Source organism: Acidobacteriota bacterium, assembly GCA_040756905.1.
Taxonomy (GTDB): Bacteria; Acidobacteriota; Aminicenantia; order JBFLYD01; family JBFLYD01; genus JBFLYD01.
In genome coordinates this window covers 30,844-53,942 of record JBFLYD010000048.1, presented here as the reverse complement: position 1 = coordinate 53,942, position 23,099 = coordinate 30,844, and the positions used below count along the sequence as shown (strand labels likewise).

Sequence of the window (23,099 nt, the reverse complement as noted above, 5' to 3'; positions counted from 1 at the left end):
TCCCAAAGATACAGAGCAGGAGAAGAAAACTCAGTATGAAAGAGAAGGCTCTTGATTTAGCATTGAGAGCTTCGAGTCATCCCTCTTTTAAAGAAAAGGCAGAACAGTTAATAGTAAAAATAATGAAATCAAAACTATTATTTTGATGAATAATGAAATTCATGTTGTCACTGGAGCATATGGCTATTCAGGGAAATACATAGCCAAACGATTGTTAGATGAGGGTTATGAAGTAAGGACTTTGACAAATTCTTACAATCGGTCGAATCCTTTTGGAGATAGAGTAAAAGCATTTCCTTTCAATTTTGGAAATTTTGAAAAGCTCGTTGAATCATTACGAGAGGCATCTGTTTTATACAACACATATTGGGTTAGGTTTAATTTTTCAGATAATAAAGTTAGTTTTAAACATTCCATTGCTGTTGAGAATACTATAAGGTTATTTGCTGCTGCAAAGAAAGCTGGCATTAGGCGTGTAGTTCATGTCAGTATTACAAACCCCTCAGAGACATCCCATCTTGAATATTTTAGAGAAAAGGCAAGATTAGAAAAAGCTCTAATTGAATCTGGTCTTTTGTATGCTATACTTAGACCAGCTGTATTGTTTGGGAAAGAAGATATTCTGATAAATAATATTGCATGGATTCTCAGGAGATTTCCTGTATTTGGCGTGTTTGGCGATGGAAAATATCGGTTACAGCCAATATATGTGGATGATCTGGCAAAACTGGCTGTGGAGGAGGGAAAGAGAAGAGAAAATAAAATTATCAATGCTATTGGACCTGAGACCTTTACATATCGTGAATTAGTTAAAGAGATAGGTAGAATTATCGGTAAAGAAAGGCCTATCATTTCTATCCCCAACACGATTGGTTATCTTTTTGGATGGGTTATTGGAAAAATAGTCGGAGACGTAATTATAACACATGAGGAAATAGAAGGGTTGAAGGCTGATTTACTGTATACAAATTCTCCACCAGTTGGAGAAACTAAGTTGACTGAGTGGGCAAGAGAGAATTCGTCAATTTTAGGAATAAAGTATCAGAGTGAGCTGGCTCGGAGAAGAAACAGAATAGAGCCATATGAGAGATTGTAGGGATAATAATGTCCCGTCTTTGCATAACTTTACATTTGCTCTGGGATGAAAGTAGGAAAGTGAAATTACCACCCATGGAGAATAACTCAATCAAGCATCATAAGCCGGCAATCAACCCTTCCGACGCCTATTTCTGATTGCTATATCGAGCTGGTTGTCTATGCTCGGCTTTGGCTTTTTGGGAAAAGCCTTATTCGTCTATTTGCGAAAGTGATGGTATTCATCTTACTGTTCTATTCTGCTTTGACAATGGATCTCTCCCAGGGAATTTGACTAAATGCCAATTTTTTGATATTGTTTCAACTTTACCTTACAAGATGTTTTAAATAGGAGGAGAGTTAGATGGGAATTGAAGTTCTGTTCTGGTTAGCCCCTGTAGGTTCTGCGTTAGCTTTAACTTTTGCGTATCTTTTCTTCAGAGCGATGAAACGAGCTCCTGAAGGAGACGAAAGAATGAAAAGTATTGCTTCCTATGTAAAAAGGGGAGCAGTAGCTTACATAAAACAACAGTACAAAGTAGTAGGTATGTTTTTTATTTTTGCTTTTTTATTTTTATTTCTACTTGCTTTTGTATTTAATGTCCAGAGTAAATGGACTCCTTTTTCATTTTTAACAGGAGGGTTCTTCAGCGGATTGTCTGGATTTTTAGGTTTGATGACTGCAACAAGTGCATCAAACAGGACTACTGAAGCTGCCAAGTCTTCTCTGAACAGAGCATTAAAAATTGCCTTCCGTTCAGGAGCTGTTATGGGATTGGTTGTGGTTGGATTGGGTCTTTTGGATATTTCTTTATGGTTTATTATTTTAAGGAAATTCATGGGCGAAATGCGTCTCACAGAAATTACCACTATAATGCTTACATTCGGAATGGGTGCGTCTTCCCAGGCGCTTTTTGCAAGGGTAGGAGGAGGAATATTCACAAAAGCAGCTGATGTGGGAGCTGATTTAGTTGGCAAAGTTGAGGCAGGAATTCCTGAGGATGACCCAAGAAATCCTGCAGTGATTGCTGATAATGTTGGAGATAATGTTGGAGATGTAGCTGGAATGGGAGCTGATTTGTATGAGTCATACTGTGGGTCAATTCTTGCTACTGCAGCTCTTGGAGCAGCTGCTTTCAACGGAACTCCTTTTCAGAAAAACGCAGTAATTCTTCCAATGATAACAGCAGGAATTGGAATTGTACTTTCAATACTTGGAATTTTTGCAGTCAGAACAAAAGAGGAAGCCTCTCAAAAGGAGCTTTTAAAAGCTCTGGCAAGAGGGATTAACTTAAGTTCAGTACTGATATTTATATTGACATTTGTGATGGTGAAATTTTTACTTCCAGATTATGTAGGAATCTGGGGAGCAATTGCATCTGGACTAATAGCTGGCATAATCATTGGTAAATCAACGGAATATTACACATCTCATCAATACAAACCAACAAAAGGTATTGCCTATCAGGCTCAGACAGGACCTGCAACAGTTATAATTGCAGGGATGTCTGTTGGCATGATGTCAACCGGAATTCCTGTTTTTTTCACAGGAATTGGAGTGTTATTGAGTTTTGCATTCAGTGGAGGTTTTAAGGATGTAGGTATAGGATTGTATGGGGTAGGAATAGCTGCGGTTGGGATGCTATCCACTTTAGGTATTACACTTGCCACTGATGCATATGGTCCAATTGCAGACAATGCAGGTGGAAATGCCCAGATGAGTAACCTCAACCCAGAGGTTAGGAAAAAAACTGATGCGTTAGATGCCCTTGGAAATACAACAGCAGCAACAGGAAAAGGCTTTGCTATAGGCTCAGCAGCCCTTACCGCTTTAGCCCTTTTGGCTGCCTATGTTGAAGAGGTTAAAGTAGGAATAATCCGTGCTGTTAGGGGAGCTCAACAGATAATAGTTGGGCCCATTAACGATACTCTTGAAAATGTAAGACATGCAGATATTAATTATTTCATCGAAAAGTACAATGTATCTCTTTTGAACCCGAAAGTTTTAGTTGGGTTGTTTATCGGAGCAATGATGACATTTTTCTTCTGTGCATTAACGATGAGAGCAGTTGGAAGAGCTGCAAATAAAATAGTGGAAGAGGTAAGAAGACAATTCAGAGAAATTGTAGGATTGATGGAAGGAAAGGCTACGGCAGATTATGAATCATGTGTAACAATTTCAACAAGAGGAGCTCAAAGAGAAATGATTTTGCCTTCCCTTATGGCCATTTTTGTTCCTATTTTAATGGGTTTGTTCCTTGGCGTCCCCGGAGTTATGGGACTGCTTGCAGGTGCTCTCACAACTGGTTTTGTTGTTGCAATAATGATGGCTAATGCTGGAGGAGCATGGGATAATGCAAAAAAATACATTGAAGAAGGAAATTTAGGTGGAAAAGGCTCTTATGCTCATAAAGCAGGAGTAATTGGAGATACTGTTGGAGACCCATTCAAGGATACATCAGGGCCTTCTTTGAATATATTGATAAAGTTAATGAGCATGGTGAGCGTTGTTGTAGCAGGTCTTACAGTAAAATATGAGCCAATTATCGGAAAATTTTTAGGGTTGAAATAAGTTTTTTAATTTAATTGAGTAATAGCAGCTATTGAATATATTATAATATCGTCAGTTATTTCATTACCAAATTTTATAAAAGGGGGATGGAATGGATGATTTTATTGCAAGTATATATTATTTTAAAGACCCCGGGCCTCAAAATACAGAAAGGACACTGGAGCTATCAAAGAGAAGGGCAGCAGAGCTAAAATTAAAAAATATTCTTGTTGCATCAACAACTGGAAAAACAGGAGTTTTAGCTTCTAAAATTTTTAAAGGATATAATCTTATAGTTGTTTCCCATTCAACAGGCTTTGCAAAACCTGATTACCAGGAAATGACTGAAGAGAATAGAAAGAAAATTTTAAAAGAAGGAGCAAAAATCTTAACTTGCCAGCATGCATTCGGTGGAGTGGGAAGAGCAGTTAGAAAAAAATTTGGAACATATGAAACAGAGGAAATAATTGCAAATGCATTAAGAATTTTAGGAGAGGGTTTTAAAGTAGCATGTGAGATAACATTGATGACAGCTGATGCAGGACTGATAAGAACAGATGAAAAGGCAATAGCTATTGGAGGAACTGACAGGGGAGCTGATACAGCTATTGTAGTTCTTCCTTCAAATTCTCAAACTTTTTTTGATATGAAAGTATTTGAAATAATATGTAAGCCTTTAGCGCCCAGATTTTGACAGAACTTTTAACTCAATTGCTTCTACCTTTCGATAAACCTTATTGAATGTTAAAACTTTATCATCCACGGTTAATAAACGTTTTATGGAAATATTAAATAGTCTTTCATTCTCCTTTAAGTAGGGAAGAATAAGCTCCCAATCCTTTTCAGTCGTCTCGGTAAATTTTCCTCCGTTTAGCTGTCCTTCATCAACTTTAAATAGAGGATCTCTAATGTAAATGGCTCCCCCTGATGCAAGGGAGAATAGATTTCCTCCAGGGTAAGGAGTTTCCAATTCATTTATTTCTCCTTTTTCATTGAATTTTAGCCCATTTAGAATAACAAACCCTCCTCCTTCAAAGGGATTGCCAGCCATAAATGATTCTGCCAGATAATCAAGGCATGTTCCATTTATGACAACTCTTGGGCTGCCTACAGCATTTATTAAGGGTCTTCCTGCAGCATTTCCAAGAACATATACTTCACCACCCTTAGCTCCATACATAAAAGTCTGGCCAACATCTCCATAAATTACGACTTTTCCACTTTTTAAGATCTGTGCAACCTGATCCTGGGCATTTTCATGCACAAAAATTTCCGCCCCATCAAGACCTGAAGCTAAATAATCACCTGAACTGCCAAAAACATCAATTCGAACATCATTTGATCTTGGACCCAATCCGCAACCACAAAATCTCTGACCCCTCCAGTTAAAAGTTATCAAATTTTTCCAGCCCATCTGATGAGCTCTTACAATAAATCTGGAGATTGATTGGGTTCCCTCAGATGGGAAATTCTCACAATTAATAACAAGAATTTCTTGCTTGTTTTTTGACGGTGTCAACGAATCTTTTCTATTCCAATCTACATAGTGATAAAAACCTGCAATTTTCTCTTCGAAGGGTAATGATAAGAATATCTCGTTTAGATATTTTTCAGTTTGGGATAAGACATATACTCTTTCTCTTATTGGTATTCTCCATCTGTAGTCAATGGTTTGAGTTAACTCCATTATTTTTTCCGAGACATCTCTATCTTCTTTAGATCTTTCACTTATTAATTCAATTGATGGACAATCGTTTTCTTTCCTTGTTGAGATTATCTTTCCAAATTTATCTGTTACAATTAAGTTATTTTCTTTTACAGTAAAGATAAATGCTCCGCCATCCGTATAACTTCCGCCTCTTGCATTCCAGTATAGATCAGCGTATGGCAAAAACCTTCCATCTTCGGAATGCAAGCTTCGTAATGTTGCATCTATTGCTTGCTTTTCGCTTGCTATAAGACCGATATTTACGCCATTCTCCTGAAGGGCGAAGACCTGGGGTCTGAGCATTGATGTATCTGTAATCCCGAGGAGTTGAAAACTCTTTTGGTTGATATTTGCTCTACCGATTATAAAAAACCAGGGACCATCAGGAGAGCTATGTATATGGGATGCTTGAATTGTTCGATATATCTCTCTTTTCTCTTCTGGCAGCATATAAAAATCCCTTTCAGTAGTGGGTGCCATAGCCTCAATTAAGTATTCGAGAGGGTATTCATAAATTCTGTTTAGTAGGTCAAAAAGTAGCACTGAGACTTCTGTATCAGTCAGGAAAAGAGGATAGATGTTTCTCTGACTGAGGTATTCAGTTATTGAATAGTAATTTGCAAAATCTCCATTATGAACGAGAGCTTCATCCATTCCAATAAATGGATGGGCACCTCCTGGATGCCAGACTTTTCCTTTGGTAGGATATCGCTGATGACCAATCCATATATGAGCTTTAAGATTCTCTAATTTATAGTATTTTATGACTTGTTCTGCATATCCCACAATTTTCAGAATAATCATATTTCGACCATGGGACAAAACAAAGGCCCTTTTTTCTCCAAGGGAAGCATAAAATTTTTTATTTAACTTGTAAGTGTTTTGATAGATAAATTCATCTTCAACCTTTCTCCTATCCAGGCCAGTTAAATTATTTTCAATAATAAATAGATTGAGTATCTCTTCTTTAACTCGACAGAAATACCTCCATACCCCAGGAGGTTCAATTTCCAAGCCATCGATTTTTCGATAATCATCCAAAGTTGGAAGCTGATAATAGGTATGAACATTAAGAAAGGAAAATATGAATTCATCTTCAACCTGTTTTCTGGAACTTGAGTCAAGATAGGCTATCTGAATTAAGTAATCTTCTTCAAGGATTTCTTGATTAACACCGAGTTGATTTGCATCAAGTCCAAAAGCTGCAACACCTCCGCCTTTACTGTTTCCTCTGTTGTGCATCTGAATTAGAGCCTGCATTATGTGTTTTCCTGAAATTTTTTCATTGCATGCTAACCCAACAACACCGCAACCTCCCTCTCCTTCTGATTTTTTAATTCTGTTATAGGGAGGAGAAAGGTCTTTTCGGGATTCAATTAATTTAATCGAGTCGTTATTTTTCATCTGCATACCTCAAGAAATCAGTTCGACCTCTCAATTCATTTATGTCTTTTAACCCAAGCTGGTAGAGAATCAGTTTCAATTGTTTTTGCCATACTGCATAAAGATTTATTATGCGTTGAGCTCCCCAGGAGGGGCTGATTTGTTTATCAAGCTCAGGGTCAGTTGTTGCAATACCACGGGGACATCCTCTTCCGCTTTCACAATTACCACACCTCACACATCCAAGGACAACAAGTTCTGCTGTTCCTATTATTGCTCCATCTGCACCGAGGGCAATAGCTTTTGCTATGTCATAGGCATTTCTAATTCCTCCGCTTGCCATAAGTACTATTTCATCTCGGACACCCTCTCCAAGGAGAAATTTATGAACCTTTGTAATGGCATACTCTATGGGCATAGCAATATTTTTTTTGGCAATTTCAGGAGCAGCACCAGTTCCTCCGTAACCTCCATCCAGATGAATAATATTAGCTCCTGCATAATAACTTCCAACTGCTACCATATCCACATCTGAAGGCGTTGAAACCTTAACCGAAATTAAAGCTTCAGGATTTATCTGTTTTACCCAGTCAATGTGCTTTTTGTGGTCTTCGACTGAATAGACACTATGGAAAGGAAAGGGAGAGAATAGAGAAGTCCAGGGAACAGCCTCTCTCATTTTTGCGACTGCAGGGGTGTTTTTGTCGCCGAGGAGATGTCCTCCCAGACCTGGTTTTGCACCCTGAGCATATTTGAATTCGAGGATTCGTGCTCTTTTTATAGTTTCTTCTCTCACCCCAAACAATCCAGTTGCTATCTGGGTAATGACATGGTCCATGTAAGGTATGAGTTCATCAGGATATCCTCCTTCTCCAGTCGATGTAAAAGTTTCCCAGGCTTTTGCTGCCATTGCTCGGGCTAACATTGTTGGAAGACTTATTGAACCGAATGACATGCCTGCGCCATACCAGGGAATTGGAATGCTTATGCTATTGCCTTCTGAACGCCGATTTAAACTGATTGATGTATTTATTTTATCAACCTCTTCCCAGATTATTGAGCTGTGGTTATTATTAATAAAATCAAATTTGTCAAAGCCTCCTTCAGATGCACCAAATTTATATTCAAAATTCCCGTTGGGTATTTCTCCTGTTTCTGCTTGCTGCCATGTAGTAATTATTAAATCAGGGGTCCATCGAAAATCTCCGAGAGTTTTCCATTGAGGGTCTAATTCAATGTTTATCGCCTCCACAGGACATTTTTTAATGCAATAAAATGGTTTTTTCTTACAATCTGGACCGACGCAATTAAAAGACCTTGGAGTTGAAATAAAATTTAAACCATCCACTCTTTCAAACACACCATAAGGACATATCTCAACACATAGTCCACAATGAAAACACTCATCACTCAAAGAAACTCGAAATTTACTAATTTCATTGCGGAAAGTTGATGGACAGTACCTTATCTCAATATTATTCATTTATATGAGCCTTTTCGTTAAATATAAACTCAAAAGATTCTCTTTCAATTTCTTCATAAAACATAGCCCTTCCGACCTCACCCCGTAGTCTTCTCACATCTCTTATTCCCATTGCGCTCAATATTTCGAGAAGCTGATCCCTCCAGGCACATATCATGTTTATGATACGCTGTCTGGCCATTTCTGAATCAAACTTTTTTATTTCTATCGGACATTTTTCTATATTACAATCTTTACACACTCGACATCCGATTGAAACCAGTAAAGAAAGGTCAAGAACCACTGCGTCTGCTCCACAGATTATTAATTTTGGAACATGTTCAGCAGCTGCAATCCCACCCTTTCCTATTATTGTAATTTCATCACGCACACGATTCTTAATGAATTCAAGGTGTAATTTTCTTATTACTTCTGAAATAAATATGTTACCCTCAAAGCTTTTTCCATGATTATCTGCATAAAAACTCAATACATCTGCCCTTGCATTCAGGAATTGTTTAACAATTTCATCAGAGATAAAAGGATTGGTAATTCCAAGAGAAATTAAAGAACCTTGATTTTTGTTTTTCAATTTACTTAGAGCCAATTCAAGTTCTGTAATAGAAAATTCTGAAGGCAAAACTATTTCTATAAAGTTAACCTCTTTCCAGAGGTCTGAATCAATAGTAAATATCTTTTCAAGGGAGCATCGCAAAGCTATTGATTTAAGATAAGGTTTTAGTTCGTCAGAGTAATTCTCGATGTCTAAATACGCAAAAGTTTCAATCTCTTCAGCAGCTTTTATAATTGAAAAAATGATATTTTTCGAATTAAGTCCCAATGGATTTGTATCAAATATCATCGGAACCTGTATTTCATAGAAATTTGGCAAGTTTAATTTTTCAAAATAAGTGAGCCAGGCTAATTTTCTTCCGATATCAACTGCTGTAGCGATGTATTCTCTTCCATGAATTCCATCCCTTGTAGGTCGAACTATTTCTGACATATCTGTCCATATAGAATCAAAGCCCGAGCCTTTGAATGGACCTCGATAACCTGCACCGTATACAGGAATCTTTCCCTCTTCTGCTTCATTCCAGATTGTAAAGATTTTCTGCGGAGTCCAGTAAGAATTTCCTAAATTTTCATATTCACTATTGTTAATCATTTTAAGAGCCTGCTGAGGACAGTTTTGAATGCAGGAAAAGCAGTTCTTACAGAGATAGCTAATTGGCTCAGACATCTTGCGAGGATCATTCAAGTCACGTTTATGGACATTGTAAATGCAGAAATTAATGCATCGACCACAATTTAGACATTTCGCATCTCGTATTATCTGGAACTTACCAATCTGGTTTGAGGGTAATTTTACTGGAGAGGTTTCTATGTGATATTTTTTATACATTATGCATTTCCTTTCGGTTATTTTCCGGAATACTCAGCAGATCGAGGAGTCGAATATACTCCTGACTGGATTCAATTTGTTTTACAAATTCATCTATTTTCTCTTCAGGGCGTCCGAATTTATTTTCTACAATGGACTCGAGCTTATCCCATAAAGGGGACAATTTTAACTTACTCTGGCATACATTTTCGCATAGTTTACAGTGTAAACACAGGAATACATTCTCAGCAATTTGTTTTGGAACGAAATTCCCATTGAGTAACTGTTTTAACAGGAAAAGTTTTCCTTTTGCTGTTACTATTTCGTTTCTATCTTTTAAATATGCAGGGCATATTATAGTACAGGCTCCACAGTTCGCGCAGGCATCTGTTTCAGAGAATGAATTTTTAGCCTTCCTGGAGTTATGATTATGATTTTTAGAAAGATATTTAGTAAAAGTATTAGGAATTGAAAATGGATAACTCAATAAATATGCTGACTTTAAAAGATATGTAATTTTCTTGTCGACTGAAAAGGATTTGCCGTAGTTTATTAAATTCATGGGATCAACTTCCTTTTTGAAACTTCTGTATTTCCTTATTTCTTCTTCAGAAAATTTTTTATTCAGTAAAGGCAGGTTCCATGTCCCGATTCCATAAGGTTTTCCTCCGGAGCTTAATGCAATTCGGTTTAGAGAATATGTTAAAAGAAGATGAAGAAAATGGGTTAATTTCTTTGATTCAGAAGGGAAAATTGTAAATAAAACAGCTTCTCTGTTGTTTATTAGCGTTGCCTCTGTTGATAATTGAACGCCATAATTTTCAGAAAACTCTCTGGTATTTTTCATATATTGATTGAGATTCTTGATTGGGAGAATGTTTTCACAGCCAAGGATAGATGGGTAGAAATGTTTTATAGAAAATGGAAAAAATCTTTCGTTCCATAAAAATGATGTTAGATAATCTTCAGCTAAAATTCCTTCTTTATTCTTTACCAGATTCAGGAACGCTTCATCTTGTGAGTTACCTTCAAACACAACACAAGAACGCCTTCCAATTGAGGGAATGAAACTTTTCCGTTCAGAAATAAATTTTTATGCTCTAATCTATATCTATCAAAATAGGATACATGGGATGGGACGATTTTTGTCGATTTAAAAACATCAGATAAAAACTCTACAGCCTGTGAGATAGTTTCGAAAAGAACAAGATATGGTTTAGCTAAGTTAGTTTCTCGAATTTTAAGCTTCACCCTGGTTATTATTCCCATTTGACCTTCAGTTCCAATGAAATACTTAAATTTTGGATCCTTACTGCCGATTACCATTGAATTATCAGGTGTTATAACTTCGATTGATTCAACAAGGTTTGATATATGGCCATACTTAAAGCTATTAATTCCATAACCTCCTGTCGATAACCAGCCACCAACTGTTGAAAACAAACTTGTTGGGTAAGTGTAAAGGTCAAGAGAGAATTTCTTCAAGAAAAGCTTTAACTCCCACCATCTCAAACCTGCTTCAAAATAAATTGTTTTATTTTTTTCATCTAAATCTAAGATTTTATTTAAATGCGTAAGGTCAGCCATTATAGATTTTCTAAGGGGGATAATGCCTCCCATTCCTGAAGTTGCTGCTCCGCGAGGAATTATCGAGAGTTTATTTTTTCTGGAATATGAAAATATCCATTTTATATCGTCAATATTTTCAGGTTGATACACAAATTTTATTTTTGGAAATTTATCTTTTATAAAATCAGGAAGTTCAACTGATTCTTTTTTGTATAATTTGACTTCAAGGTTAGAATCAAATATCATTTTTTTGAAATTTGAGTTTAAAAAACAATATTTTCATAAGTAAATATTTTAAAATATATTACTTTCAATTGTCAATAATTTTTTTTAAATTATTTACAATTATATTAAATATAGATAAAAATTCTTACAAATAAAAGGAGGAGAAATGGCTGATGAGTTGGAGAGAAAAATTGTTAGAGCTCTTAACCAGAATGCAAGGAAAAGTTTTAGAGAAATAGCAAAAGAATTGGGAACATCTGCTCCAGTAGTTATAAACAAGATAAAAAAACTTGAAAAATTGGGTGCAATAAAAGGGTATATTCCAGTAATAGATCCTGAATACTTTGGGTATAATTTAATTGCTGTTATCGCTATAAGAATTTCCCATGGGAAACTAATCGAGACTCAAGAAAAAATAGCAGAAGACCCCCATGTATGTGCAGTTTTTGATGTTACAGGTGAATGGGATTCAATAGTCGTAGCCCATTTTGAAGGTAGAGGAGATTTAAATAAATTTATAAAGAATGTCCTTTCTCAGAGATACGTTGATAGAACAGTTACTCATATTGTCCTTAATGTAGTAAAAGACGAACGAAGACTTATAATTTGATATGGAAAGGCTCATTCACTGATACATCTAAGGATAAAGAAGGAAAAATAGAAATCGAATTGAATTTTAATTTAAAATTTATTAACATAAAAACAACAAATAAACTGGAAGTGAGTTATGAAGAGGGAAAAAGATTTCTCAAACTCAGAAGAAAAATCAGCAGAATACACATTTGATGATATATTGGGATAAGTAGAAGAACTCTTTACAGGAAGATAAAAGTATACAATATTAATCTCTCTAATACTATTGAATAAAAATTAGTCTCTTAAAATGTGTAACATTTTGTCACTTTTATAGCTATATAAACCTAATAAAATCAATATTTCAGAGATTATAAAAAATATGTATCATTTTGTCATAATTTTACATCTGAAAAGAACTGTAAATAAAAGATTTAAGCCATACTTAAAAATTTGTGTCAGAATGTTATAATTTCGAATTTTTAATAAATTCTAAGTTATTGATAAATATAATAAATGAATTTGGTATATGATTTGCTTATTTTTGAATGATGAATAAAAAAGAGAAAGGAGATAAAAATGAAAGTGAAGAAGCTTATTTTTTCTTTCTTACTACTGATATTTGCATTCTCTCTGGTGATAGGTATTCTTCTTGCCATTTCTACGCAAGTCTCAGCAGTAAAATGTCCTGGCGGTATCTGTCATTTAGTATATGACCCGGTTGATAACTTTTTCTATTGCTTAGGTAGCCCCAGCAATTGTTGCTGTGATTGAGGTTGGAAAAGAGAAAAAAGTATAGTATAATTTTTAAGAAAAAAAGAGATTAATCATATGAAGAAGAGAATCATACTATTTCAAATAGTCTTTTGCATTTTAAGTGGGACTGCGTTTAGTTATTCCTCTTTTAAAGATGTTTTTCAATTAAAAGAAATGATAACTTTATCTCCATCTATTTTTTTAGGGTCAATTCACGATTGTGCAGTGGATAGAGAAAAAAATATTTGGATAGCTGATTCGAGAAAATTTGACATTAAAAAAATCGACAAATATGGCAATTTTCTGTTTTCTTTAGGTCGAAAAGGACAAGGCCCAGGTGAATTCTTGTTCCCAAGTGGCATATGTATAAAAGGAGATGAAATCTACGTCGTCGACCCAAGAAGGAGGGATTTGCAAGTCTTCCAAAAAGATGGAAAATACAGATATTCTTTTAAAATCCAGGACGGACGCTTCATAAAACTCTCCTCCAAAGGATATATTGTCATCTCAGCTCCGTTGATAGAAGGGGAAAGGAAGAGTTCTTGTATTCATTTATATGATAATAAAGGAAAAAAACTCAAATCTTTTCTCCCCATTTCTGATTTTGCTTTAAAAAATCATCTTATTTCAGATGGAGTTTTCTTTGATATTGATTCGCATGATAATATCTATACAATCCAAGAAATGGATTACACTATTTATAAATTTACCCATGAAGGCAATTTTTTGAAATTTTTTTCAAAAAGAAATTTCTATTATACCCCTCCTCCTGATAAACCATTTAAAGAGTTTTATTCTCGAGCAGCGCTGACAAAGTGGATTGAAAGCTGGGTACATATCGTAGATATTAAGATTGTAAATAAATTTTTGATAGTAAATCTATATAAACCCAATCCAGAACAATATATTTTAGATATTTATGATCTTGAAGGTAATTTTATTGTAGGTGGTTTAAATCCTGATGGTCGATTGGTCTGTAGCGATGATGATAAATTATATTTTTTAAAGGAAGAAGAAAAAGGCTCTGAGACAATTTATAAACTATTGAAATTTTCTATTAAAGTGGATAGGTTAAAATCTTTTAAATAATGACTGACAGAATATTGACGATTTTCCCTAAAAATCTAGAGAGAGAAAAACATAGAATTTGATGCAAGATGGAAATAAAACTAACTAAAAATTTACTCATAATTGTTTCAATTTTTTTAATTGCATCAAACCTCATAATATGGAGCATTATATTAACAAGAGGATTATTGATTAAAGGCGATTTATTTTTCTATTCATTCCTTAAGAAGAGAACCTATGAAATTAATTTACCACAATTTAGATTGAGAAACTCTGATGGAAAAGAGTCTCTCTCTAACAAAGATTTGAATGCAAAATTAAATATACTTATTTTCTTTACATTAGAGGATTGTCCCATCTGTCTTTATGAAGCTGAGTTTTGGGGTAAAGCTTCCCAGAAATTTACAGAAAAAGAAGTTAAATTAATCGGAATTACCGCTGAGAAAGAAAAAGAGAAGATTTTAAGGTTTTATAAAGAGTATGGCTTATCATTTACCATACTTTACGACGAGAATGGGCATTTAAAGGATAGAATTCTCTCAATAAAATCAATGTTGAAAATTGGCCTTTACACACCTTTTAAAATATTTATAAACACCCAGAAAATAATTCATGTTGAGGGTCCCTCAAAAGATCTTTATCAACAAAGAGGATTCCCTGATAGAATCTTAGAGTTATTAACCAGAATCACAGAGATACACCCCTGAAGCAAGGCAATGGAGGTCTTAAAAGATATCTCTGGTCAGGGAATCGCAGGTAACTTAAAGGTATAATTCAAATCCAAGAATCTCTTGCACTAAATTTTTTATTACAAAGTTCTTGAGAATTTGAGAATTTAACCTTTTTTCCTGTAAGAAAATATTGCACTTTTTAGAGAAGAAAAATCTCAAATCCAATATTTTCAGACACTTCCCACTTTGATATGAAGATTGATATAAAATTGAGGCTGTTCAATAAAGGAAGGCTTTTTTGAGGTTGTTTTAAGAAATGAGAACATTAAAGCATAGTAAAGAGCAAGGACAGAGAAGGAAAATTTTTAGCAAGTCTTTTTTCGGAAGTTTCGGTAAGAAAAATCTGGGACAGCTCGCAGATCTTTACTTTTCAATGGTTTGCGAGTTATTGAAAAGCCTTTTAATAGTATTAGAGAGGGGAAATTCTAGAATTCAGATTCTCACTTTCTTTGGAGAATGCATAAAGATATATCCTGCACCAGCAATTCTATCAATAAGTAGCAGAATATGGTTTACAAAGAGTGGAACTTATTACTATAATACAGAAGGATATTTATCAGATAGTCTTATACTCCATCGTACATTAGAAGGCAAAGAATTGGTAAGATATGGAAAAATCTTTGGTGAGAAGTTCAGCGTTTACAATTTTGAAACTAAGCTTATAAAGAAAGGAGAAATCCCAGATAGGTATAAAAATCAAGTTTTTCCAGTTGCTGATTTAGATGGGTCAGTGTATTGCATTCACTCTGCTCTACCCATTGTGAAGAAGTTCTCCTCAAATGGTGACCTTATCTTGGAGAAAAACCTTGATCTACCTGAATTTAAACAAATCTTCTCAAACTGGATAAAAGCTAACAGAGATGCTCCACCTTATATGTCCTTTAGTTTATCATATTGGAAAGATATTGAAATCTCAGAGAATGGAGATTTATTTTTATTGGTTAATTTATCAGAAAGGATGATAATTTACCGTATGGATAAAAATGGAAATATCTCAGCACGCTATATTGGTGTTCAGGATAGTATTACAATGATAGATGTTAAGGGAAGAAATTTATGGGCATTTGGTGGGAATAGCCATAAATTTTACCATTTTATTTTATAAAATAAAACTGCGTGAATTAACTTATATATTTTGCAGGCCTTTTGGATTTACCTGAGTTCGATTAGAATTTCTTCCTGGTTCATATTAAAAAGTGAAATCTGGAATAGAAGAAAAAAATTTTTCTTGACATTCTACATATTGTAGTATATATTTAAAAATTACGATGAAAATATTATTTAAATCATCAAAGCAGGGAATGGAGAAAATACTTGGAAAGCTTGAGAAATCCATTCTTGAAACCCTCTGGGAAAGAGATGGAATTTGCGGGAGGGAAATCTATCAGAAAATATCAAAAAACAAAGAGATTGCTTACACAACAGTATTAACTGTTCTGGACAGGATGGTTAAAAAGGGAATTGTGGACAGAAAAAAGGTCGATAATATTTATCTTTATTATCCATCGATGAAAAAAGAAGAATTTGAGCGTTTTGTTACTTCGAACATTATAAAGGGCATTTTTGATATTGCTCCAAGTCAGGCAATTTCAACATTTGCGGATATATTATCGGAGATGAATGAATCTGAAATTAATAAATTTTTTAAATTAATTGAAGAAAAAAGAAAGGCTGAAAATCAATGAGCGGAGATATAAGAAAATTTAACAAAATAAACAATTTTTTAATTTTTTCATTTACATTTCTTTTTTCAATCGTACTCTTGATAATCTACTTAAATTTTTCATATCCCCATCAGAACATTTTAAATTTATTTTATGAAAAGTGTATAAGAAGATGTTTTGAAATAATATCAACTAACTTAAAGTTATTTCTTACCCTGAAATATATTCTGATTTTCTTCCTGCTAACTCTTTTTGTTTATTCGTTAATAAAAACTCTTTATAAATTTTTTAAAGCCTATGCCTATTCTAAATCTTTAGAAAAAACAGATTTCCCTTCAAAGATTAAAAGGATAATTAAAGATTTGTCGATAAAAGAGAATAGAATTATTTCTTTTAAAAACGATTTTAACATTGCATTTACCTCTGGTTTAATTTTTCCAAAAATATATGTTTCAACAGGCCTTATTGAATCTTTAAATGAAGAGGAAATTAAAGCCGTCCTTTTACATGAAAAAAGTCATCTGAAAAGAAAAGATCCTTTAAAAAGCATAATTTTGTATTTTTTCTCAAGCTTATTTTCTTTCCTTCCAGTGTCAAAGAATATATTTTCAATTTTCAAAAGATGCTCTGAGTTTATGGCAGATGATTATGCTCTGAATTTTTCTGGCCCTTCATTGAATCTTGCATCTTCTCTTTTAAAGATAAAAAAGAATAACATCGATTCTGTAAGAAATTTTATAAATTTCTATAAAGATGAGTTTATAAATGAAAGACTTGAAAGATTGTTGAACATAGAAAATAAAAATTATAGAAAAAAATTTCCTGTCAAAAAATTGATTTTAAGCATTTTCATTTATTTTTTTCTCATCCTTTCAATCTTTCCCTATGAAAAAACATTTCATAGAGAAGTTAACCATCAGGCTGACCTTTCATATAAATGCTTCTGCTGTGAAATGAAAAATTCAAACACAGTTCAGTATTTTTGTCACAGATAATTCAGGAGGAATAAATGAAAAAAATTTTAGTTTTAGCCTTTATAATTACAGGAATATTGTCCATTAATGTCTACAACCAGGAAAAAACCTTAAGTTTAGATGAATTAATTAGCTTGGCTCTTGAGAGAAACCCTAAGATTAAATCGATTAAAAATTTAGTGGAAGCGAAGAAATTTAGAGTAACTCCTGAAAAAACTCTTCCTGACCCTGTTATTGGTTTTAATGTAAAAAACATTGGCATTGATAGATTTTCAGTTGGAGAAGAGATGATGAGTGGAATTGGATTTTCATTTTTCCAGATAGTTCCATTTCCAGGAAAACTTCAATTGAAAGGCGAAATTGCAACAAAGAGAGCCCTTCAAACTGAAGAAAGTCTGAAAGCTGAAACACTTTCTCTTATTAAAGAAATAAAAGAATTATATTCAAGGCTATTTTACTACAATAAAGCTATTGAGATATTGACAAAGAAAAAAGAGATTTTAGAAAAAGGTCTTAAACTTGCAGAGGTAAAATATGCAGTGGGTAAAGGTATTCAGTCAGATGTATTCAAAGCTCAGGTTGAAATCTCTAAAATTGAAGAAATGATAATTCCAATAAGAGAAATGATTAGAATTGTTAGAGCAAATATCAATTCAGTTCTTGATTTCCCTCCCGAAAGACCTGTGGGTATACCTGAGGAAATTCAATTTTATGAGCTTAAAATTGAATTAAACAAGCTATATGAAGAAGCTATGAAAAAATCCCCTGTTTTAAGGGAAGCCGAGTTAATAATTGATGAAAATTTTAATGAGGTTGAGCTGGCAAAAAAAGAATTTTATCCAAATTTTATGGTACAGGGAGGCAAGGATTTTAAAGGGCCTTTTAAAGACATGTATGAAATAATGGTTGGAATAGAGGTTCCTCTTTATTATAAGAAAAAACAGGCAAACCTTTTAAGTGAATCTCTTTCAAAGCTCAGCAGTTCAAAAAATAGTTATACTTCCATGAAAAATGAAATATATTTTATGTTAAACGATAATTTTATCATGGCAAAAACATCTGAGAATTTGATTGAACTTTACAAGGATAGGATCATTCCTCAGGCTACTTTAACTCTTGAATCCTCCCTTGCCAATTATCAGGTAGATAGAGTTGATTTTTTAACCCTTCTTTCTGACATAAATAATTTATTTACATATGAAATGGATTATTTCAAGGAGTTAAGCAATCTATGGATTTCCACTGCAAAAATTGAAGAATTAACCTCATTAGAAATCATTAAATAATAAGGAGCTGATTATGGGAAAAACGTATAAAATAGCGAAATTAAGCATAATCTTTTCTCTTCTGTTTTTGTTCATTGTATTTTCAACTTCCTGTAAAAAAACCGAACAGACTGAAAAAATTAAATCAAAAGAAACTTCTATGGAACATGCTGAGCATAAACATTCAGGAGATAAAAAACAGGCTGAAAAGAAAACCCTTTACCACTGTCCGATGCATCCCAACTACATATCTGATAAACCGGGCGAATGTCCTATCTGTGGGATGACTCTGGTTCCCATAGAGGAAGAAGAGCATGAGAAGATGGAGATGCCTGAAGGAACTGTAAGGATAAGTCCTGAAAAACAGCAATTGATAGGAGTTACATTTGGAAAAGCAGAATACAGAAATTTAGAAAAAATTATTAGAACAGTAGCAAGATTTACCTATGATGAGACAAAACTAACCTATATAAATACAAAATTTCCAGGATGGATAGAAAAATTATATGTGGACTATACAGGTAAGCTTGTTAAAAAAGGACAGCCCCTTTTTTCAATCTACAGCCCAGAACTTGTATCTGCCCAGGAAGAATATCTATTAGCCTTAAAGGCTAAAGGATATTTTGAGGGTAAGGTTTACAATGAAGTAACGAGCAGCACAGATACTCTCCTTGATTCAGCCAGAAGAAGGTTAATTTATTGGGATATAACTGAAGAGCAAATTAAAGAGCTTGAAAAATCCAGAAGACCTCTAAAAACCATGGAATTTTATGCTCCTTTCACTGGGTTTGTCGTAGAGAAAAATATTCTTCAGGGAAAATATGTAATGCCTGGAGAGAATTTATACAGGATCGCTGACATCTCGAACATCTGGGTTTTAGCAGATATCTATGAGTATGAGTTACCTTTTGTTTCAATAGGACAGAACGCAACAGTTGAGCTTCCTTATTTTCCTGGGGAGCAATTTATAGGAAAAATAACTTATATCTACCCGTACTTAGAAACCGAGACAAGAACTGTGAAGGTAAGAATTGAATTTCCAAACAAAGATTTTAAACTAAAGCCAGATATGTATGGAAATATTAATTTAAAGCTAAATTTAGGAGAAAAGCTTACAATCCCCGAGAGTGCAGTGCTCGATTCAGGAAAAAGAAAATTAATTTTTATCGACCGGGGAGAGGGATATTTTGAGCCAAGGGAAGTAAAATTAGGCTCGAAAATTGATGATTATTATGAAGTTATTGAAGGAGTTAAAGAGGGAGAAAAAGTTGTTACCTCAGCAAATTTCCTTATCGATTCTGAAAGCAAATTAAAATCAGCGATAAAAAAGCCCCATGAACATTGAATAGAGAGGATTTTAAATGATAGAAAAAATTATTGAATGGTCAGCAAAAAATAGATTTTTCATATTCATTGGAGTTGTCTTTGCTGTATTTTATTCTATCTGGTGTATCAAAAGCATCCCTCTCGATGCTATTCCTGACCTTTCTGATACCCAGGTAATAGTCTTTTCAAGGTGGGACAGACCTCCTGATATAATTGAAGACCAGGTAACTTATCCAATAGTTACTTCCCTCCTCGGTGCACCAAAAGTAATAGATATCCGGGCATTTTCAGATTATGGTTTTTCTTATGTGTACATAATTTTTGAAGATGGAACAGATGTCTATTGGGCAAGAACGAGAGTTCTTGAATATTTAAGCAAAGTAATTCCAGTCCTTCCACCAGATGTCAGAGTTGAGTTAGGACCTGATGCCACTGGAATTGGATGGGTATTTCAGTATGCTCTTGTTGATAAATCAGGGAAACATTCTATCGAAGATTTAAGAGCCTTTCAGGACTGGCATCTTAGATATTCACTTCAATCTGTTAGGGGAGTTGCAGAAGTTGCATCCGTTGGAGGATTTGTAAGGCAGTATCAGGTTGTTGTTAACCCTGAATCTCTTTTATCTTACAACATTCCTCTTCATGAAGTTATCATGGCAATAAGAAAAGCGAACAATGACATTGGTGCAAGGTTGATTGAAATTTCTGGCACTGAATATATGGTTACAGGAAGGGGTTATGTAAAATCAATAAAAGATTTAGAAGAGACAGTTTTAAAGAATGATGCCAATGGAGTTCCTGTAAGAATAAAGAGTGTGGCAAATGTTGTTTTAGGGCCAGATATAAGAAGAGGTGTGGCTGAACTGGATGGCAAGGGAGAAGTTGTGGGTGGAATTGTTGTTATGAGGTATGGAGAAAATGCCCTGGATGTTATTAAAAGAGTTAAACAGAAATTGAAAGAAATTAAACTTCCAGAGGGTGTTGAGGTAATTACAACTTATGATAGGTCTGATTTGATTCAACGCTCTATTAACACTCTAAAAACAAAACTTTTTGAGGAAATTTTAGTTGTATGTTTAGTAATACTTACTTTTCTCTGGCATATAAGGTCTGCATTAATTCCGATTGTTACTCTTATATTTGCAGCATTGCTTTCGTTTATTCCCATGTATTACATGAAACTTACGTCAAACATCATGTCTCTTGGAGGAATTGCAATTGCAATTGGAGCAATGGTCGATGCATCGATTATTCTTGTAGAGAATGCCCATAAAAGGCTTGAACATTATGATGAATCATCTGGAATCTCTAAGTTTGAAACATTAATATCTGCTGCAAAGGAAGTTGGAAGGCCAATATTCTTCAGTCTTCTTGTGATTGCAATTTCGTTTATGCCGATATTTACCCTCGAAGCCTTTGAAGGAAGGCTTTTTAAACCTCTTGCATTTACAAAAAATTTTGCAATGGCTTTTGCTGCTATTGTTGCTATAACAGTTGCTCCTGCGCTGATGGGCCTTTTTATAAGAGGAAAGATTCGCTCAGAAGAGAAGCACCCTGTTAGTAAATTTTTATTTAGAATTTATGAACCTTCAATTAATTTTATTTTAAAAAGACCACTCAAAATTATTATTCTTGCTATTTTGATTGTTTTAACCACAATCCCTGTATATTTTAAACTCGGTTCAGAATTTATGCCTCCTTTAAATGAAGGTTCAATTTTATACATGCCAACAACACTTCCGGGAATTTCTGTCACAGAAGCAACACGGCTTCTTCAAATTCAGGATAAACTGTTGAGGTCGTTTCCAGAGGTAGAAAGAGTTTTTGGAAAAGCAGGAAGGGCTGTAACTTCTACTGACCCTGCACCATTTTCAATGATGGAAACTACAGTAATTTTAAAACCCCAGAATGAATGGAGAAAAAAAGAAAGATGGTATTCAAAGATTATTCCTGAGTTTCTTCAAGGCCCATTCAGAGTATTCTGGCCAGACAGGATTTCATGGGAGGAATTGATATACGGAGAAAAGGGAATCGATAAAGCACTAAGATTGCCAGGAGTCGTTAACGCATGGACGATGCCGATTAAAGCAAGAATTGATATGCTGACAACAGGAGTGAGAACCCCAGTTGGAATAAAGATTTATGGCGATGACCTGAAAAAGATTGAACAGATTGGAATTGAAATTGAAAAGCTCGTTTCAGGACTGGAAGGAACACAGAGTGTGATTTCAGAAAGGACATCAGGTGGTTATTTTGTAGATTTCAAGTTGAACCGAGAAGAAATTGCAAGATATGGTTTATCGATTGAGGATGTGGAAATGGTAGTAATGGCTGCTGTAGGAGGAGAGAATATCACCCAGACAATCGAAGGGAGGGAGAGATACCCGGTTAATCTGAGATATCCGAGAGAGTTAAGGGACGACATAGAAAAATTGAGGAAAATATATGTTCCAACTTCTTCAGGAGCTCAGGTTCCTATTACCCAACTTGCAAACATAGAGGTCAGACTCGGACCGTCTATGATAAGGGATGAAAATGCAAGACTTGCAGGATATGTTTATATAGATATGGCAGGGAGGGATATTGGTGGTTATGTTAATGAGGTAAAGCAGATATTAAGGGATAATCTAAAATTACCAGAAGGATATACTCTTGTTTTTTCCGGCCAATATGAATACATGATGAGAGTAAAACAAAGGCTTATGTTAGTTGTGCCTTTAACCATTTTTATCATAATTTTGCTTCTTTATTTGAACACTGGTTCATTTACAAAAACCTTTATAGTTATGTTGGCAGTTCCTTTCTCTTTAGTTGGAGCAGTGTGGTTAATGTATTTACTCGGTTACAATATAAGCATTGGAATCTGGGCTGGGATAATTGCTCTTCTTGGAGTTGATGCGGAAACAGGAGTTATAATGCTTCTTTATCTTGACCTTTCTTATAATGATATGAAAAAGAAGGGTTTAATGAAGACGATGGAGAATTTAAAAGAAGCAATAGTTCATGGAGCTGTGAAAAGAGTAAGGCCAAAGATGATGACAGCTATGGCACTCTTTATGGGATTACTTCCCATTATGTGGTCTCAGACTCATGAAACAGGAGCTGATGTTATGAAAAGAATAGCTGCTCCAATGGTTGGTGGAATATTCACCTCATTTGTCATGGAATTATTAGTGTATCCTGCAATATTTTTACTATGGAAATGGCATTCAGAGGTAAAACATATGGAAAAATGAGAAAACAAGTAAAGTTTTACAATAAGTTAGAGATTTGGGCAGCAAGAGTGACCATAAAAATTACATCTATAGCAGATGTAATAATTTCTGTTCCACAGTCACCCCTCACCCACCCCTCTCCCCTCATAGGGGAGAGGAAAAAGGTGAGGG

The 23,099-nt window shown here is 34.5% G+C and carries 19 protein-coding genes and 1 pseudogene; 14 read left to right on the top strand and 6 right to left on the bottom strand.

Annotated features, from left to right (window positions below):
• The first annotated feature begins 145 nt into the window (after positions 1-145).
• From AB1410_08445 to AB1410_08435, 3 genes are all read left to right on the top strand, one after another.
• The gene (locus tag AB1410_08445) at positions 146-1,096 is read left to right on the top strand and encodes an NAD-dependent epimerase/dehydratase family protein (protein MEW6456722.1); all 951 of its coding nucleotides are present in this window, start codon (positions 146-148) and stop codon (positions 1,094-1,096) included.
• A gap of 342 nt (positions 1,097-1,438) precedes the next feature.
• Positions 1,439-3,646, top strand: coding sequence for a sodium-translocating pyrophosphatase (locus tag AB1410_08440; GenBank protein ID MEW6456721.1), 2,208 nt, complete (start codon positions 1,439-1,441; stop codon positions 3,644-3,646).
• 91 nt (positions 3,647-3,737) lie between these two features.
• Positions 3,738-4,319, top strand: coding sequence for a pyruvate kinase alpha/beta domain-containing protein (locus tag AB1410_08435; GenBank protein MEW6456720.1), 582 nt, complete (start codon positions 3,738-3,740; stop codon positions 4,317-4,319).
• Here the strand turns inward: AB1410_08435 and AB1410_08430 are convergent.
• The 6 genes and pseudogenes from AB1410_08430 to AB1410_08405 form a co-directional block, all read right to left on the bottom strand.
• On the bottom strand, positions 4,302-6,737 hold the full coding sequence (locus tag AB1410_08430) for a hypothetical protein (protein MEW6456719.1): 2,436 nt from the start codon (positions 6,735-6,737) through the stop codon (positions 4,302-4,304). The two genes, AB1410_08435 and AB1410_08430, sit on opposite strands and share 18 nt — an antisense overlap.
• Entirely contained in the window at positions 6,727-8,199 is a 1,473-nt protein-coding gene (locus AB1410_08425) for a glutamate synthase-related protein (GenBank protein MEW6456718.1), read from the bottom strand. The genes AB1410_08430 and AB1410_08425 overlap by 11 nt, the downstream gene beginning before the upstream one ends.
• On the bottom strand, positions 8,192-9,346 hold the full coding sequence (locus tag AB1410_08420) for a glutamate synthase-related protein (protein ID MEW6456717.1): 1,155 nt from the start codon (positions 9,344-9,346) through the stop codon (positions 8,192-8,194). Before AB1410_08420 ends, AB1410_08425 begins: the two co-directional genes overlap by 8 nt.
• Before the next feature lie 27 nt (positions 9,347-9,373).
• Positions 9,374-9,583: pseudogene (locus AB1410_08415) on the bottom strand (4Fe-4S dicluster domain-containing protein).
• The gene (locus AB1410_08410; protein MEW6456716.1) at positions 9,576-10,598 is read right to left on the bottom strand and encodes a (Fe-S)-binding protein; all 1,023 of its coding nucleotides are present in this window, start codon (positions 10,596-10,598) and stop codon (positions 9,576-9,578) included. Before AB1410_08410 ends, AB1410_08415 begins: the two are co-directional and overlap by 8 nt.
• Positions 10,562-11,377, bottom strand: a complete 816-nt coding sequence (locus tag AB1410_08405; GenBank protein MEW6456715.1) for an FAD-binding oxidoreductase — start codon at positions 11,375-11,377, stop codon at positions 10,562-10,564. Before AB1410_08405 ends, AB1410_08410 begins: the two co-directional genes overlap by 37 nt.
• Positions 11,378-11,522: 145 nt before the next feature.
• Here AB1410_08405 and AB1410_08400 point away from each other — a divergent pair, with 145 nt between their 5' ends.
• The 11 genes from AB1410_08400 (at position 11,523) to AB1410_08350 (ending at position 22,949) form a co-directional block, all read left to right on the top strand.
• Positions 11,523-11,966: an Lrp/AsnC family transcriptional regulator gene (locus tag AB1410_08400; protein ID MEW6456714.1), complete on the top strand. Its 444-nt coding sequence runs from the start codon at positions 11,523-11,525 to the stop codon at positions 11,964-11,966.
• The gene (locus AB1410_08395) at positions 11,963-12,142 is read left to right on the top strand and encodes a hypothetical protein (protein ID MEW6456713.1); all 180 of its coding nucleotides are present in this window, start codon (positions 11,963-11,965) and stop codon (positions 12,140-12,142) included. The genes AB1410_08400 and AB1410_08395 overlap by 4 nt, the downstream gene beginning before the upstream one ends.
• 366 nt (positions 12,143-12,508) lie before the next feature.
• Positions 12,509-12,703: a hypothetical protein gene (locus AB1410_08390; protein ID MEW6456712.1), complete on the top strand. Its 195-nt coding sequence runs from the start codon at positions 12,509-12,511 to the stop codon at positions 12,701-12,703.
• Between the two features lie 57 nt (positions 12,704-12,760).
• A complete protein-coding gene (locus AB1410_08385; GenBank protein MEW6456711.1) occupies positions 12,761-13,774 on the top strand; it encodes a 6-bladed beta-propeller in 1,014 nt (337 codons plus the stop codon).
• A 68-nt stretch (positions 13,775-13,842) separates the two neighbouring features.
• Positions 13,843-14,460, top strand: coding sequence for a TlpA disulfide reductase family protein (locus AB1410_08380; GenBank protein MEW6456710.1), 618 nt, complete (start codon positions 13,843-13,845; stop codon positions 14,458-14,460).
• 280 nt (positions 14,461-14,740) lie between these two features.
• Positions 14,741-15,589 carry a hypothetical protein gene (locus AB1410_08375; GenBank protein ID MEW6456709.1) on the top strand — a complete coding sequence of 283 codons (849 nt, stop codon included), beginning with the start codon at positions 14,741-14,743 and terminating at the stop codon, positions 15,587-15,589.
• A gap of 196 nt (positions 15,590-15,785) precedes the next feature.
• The gene (locus tag AB1410_08370) at positions 15,786-16,169 is read left to right on the top strand and encodes a BlaI/MecI/CopY family transcriptional regulator (GenBank protein MEW6456708.1); all 384 of its coding nucleotides are present in this window, start codon (positions 15,786-15,788) and stop codon (positions 16,167-16,169) included.
• The gene (locus AB1410_08365; protein ID MEW6456707.1) at positions 16,166-17,143 is read left to right on the top strand and encodes a M56 family metallopeptidase; all 978 of its coding nucleotides are present in this window, start codon (positions 16,166-16,168) and stop codon (positions 17,141-17,143) included. Before AB1410_08370 ends, AB1410_08365 begins: the two co-directional genes overlap by 4 nt.
• A 14-nt stretch (positions 17,144-17,157) precedes the next feature.
• Positions 17,158-18,408, top strand: a complete 1,251-nt coding sequence (locus AB1410_08360) for a TolC family protein (protein MEW6456706.1) — start codon at positions 17,158-17,160, stop codon at positions 18,406-18,408.
• 13 nt (positions 18,409-18,421) lie between these two features.
• Positions 18,422-19,732 carry an efflux RND transporter periplasmic adaptor subunit gene (locus AB1410_08355; protein ID MEW6456705.1) on the top strand — a complete coding sequence of 437 codons (1,311 nt, stop codon included), beginning with the start codon at positions 18,422-18,424 and terminating at the stop codon, positions 19,730-19,732.
• Positions 19,733-19,748: 16 nt separating this feature from the next.
• Positions 19,749-22,949, top strand: a complete 3,201-nt coding sequence (locus AB1410_08350; GenBank protein ID MEW6456704.1) for a CusA/CzcA family heavy metal efflux RND transporter — start codon at positions 19,749-19,751, stop codon at positions 22,947-22,949.
• The last annotated feature ends 150 nt before the right edge of the window (positions 22,950-23,099 follow it).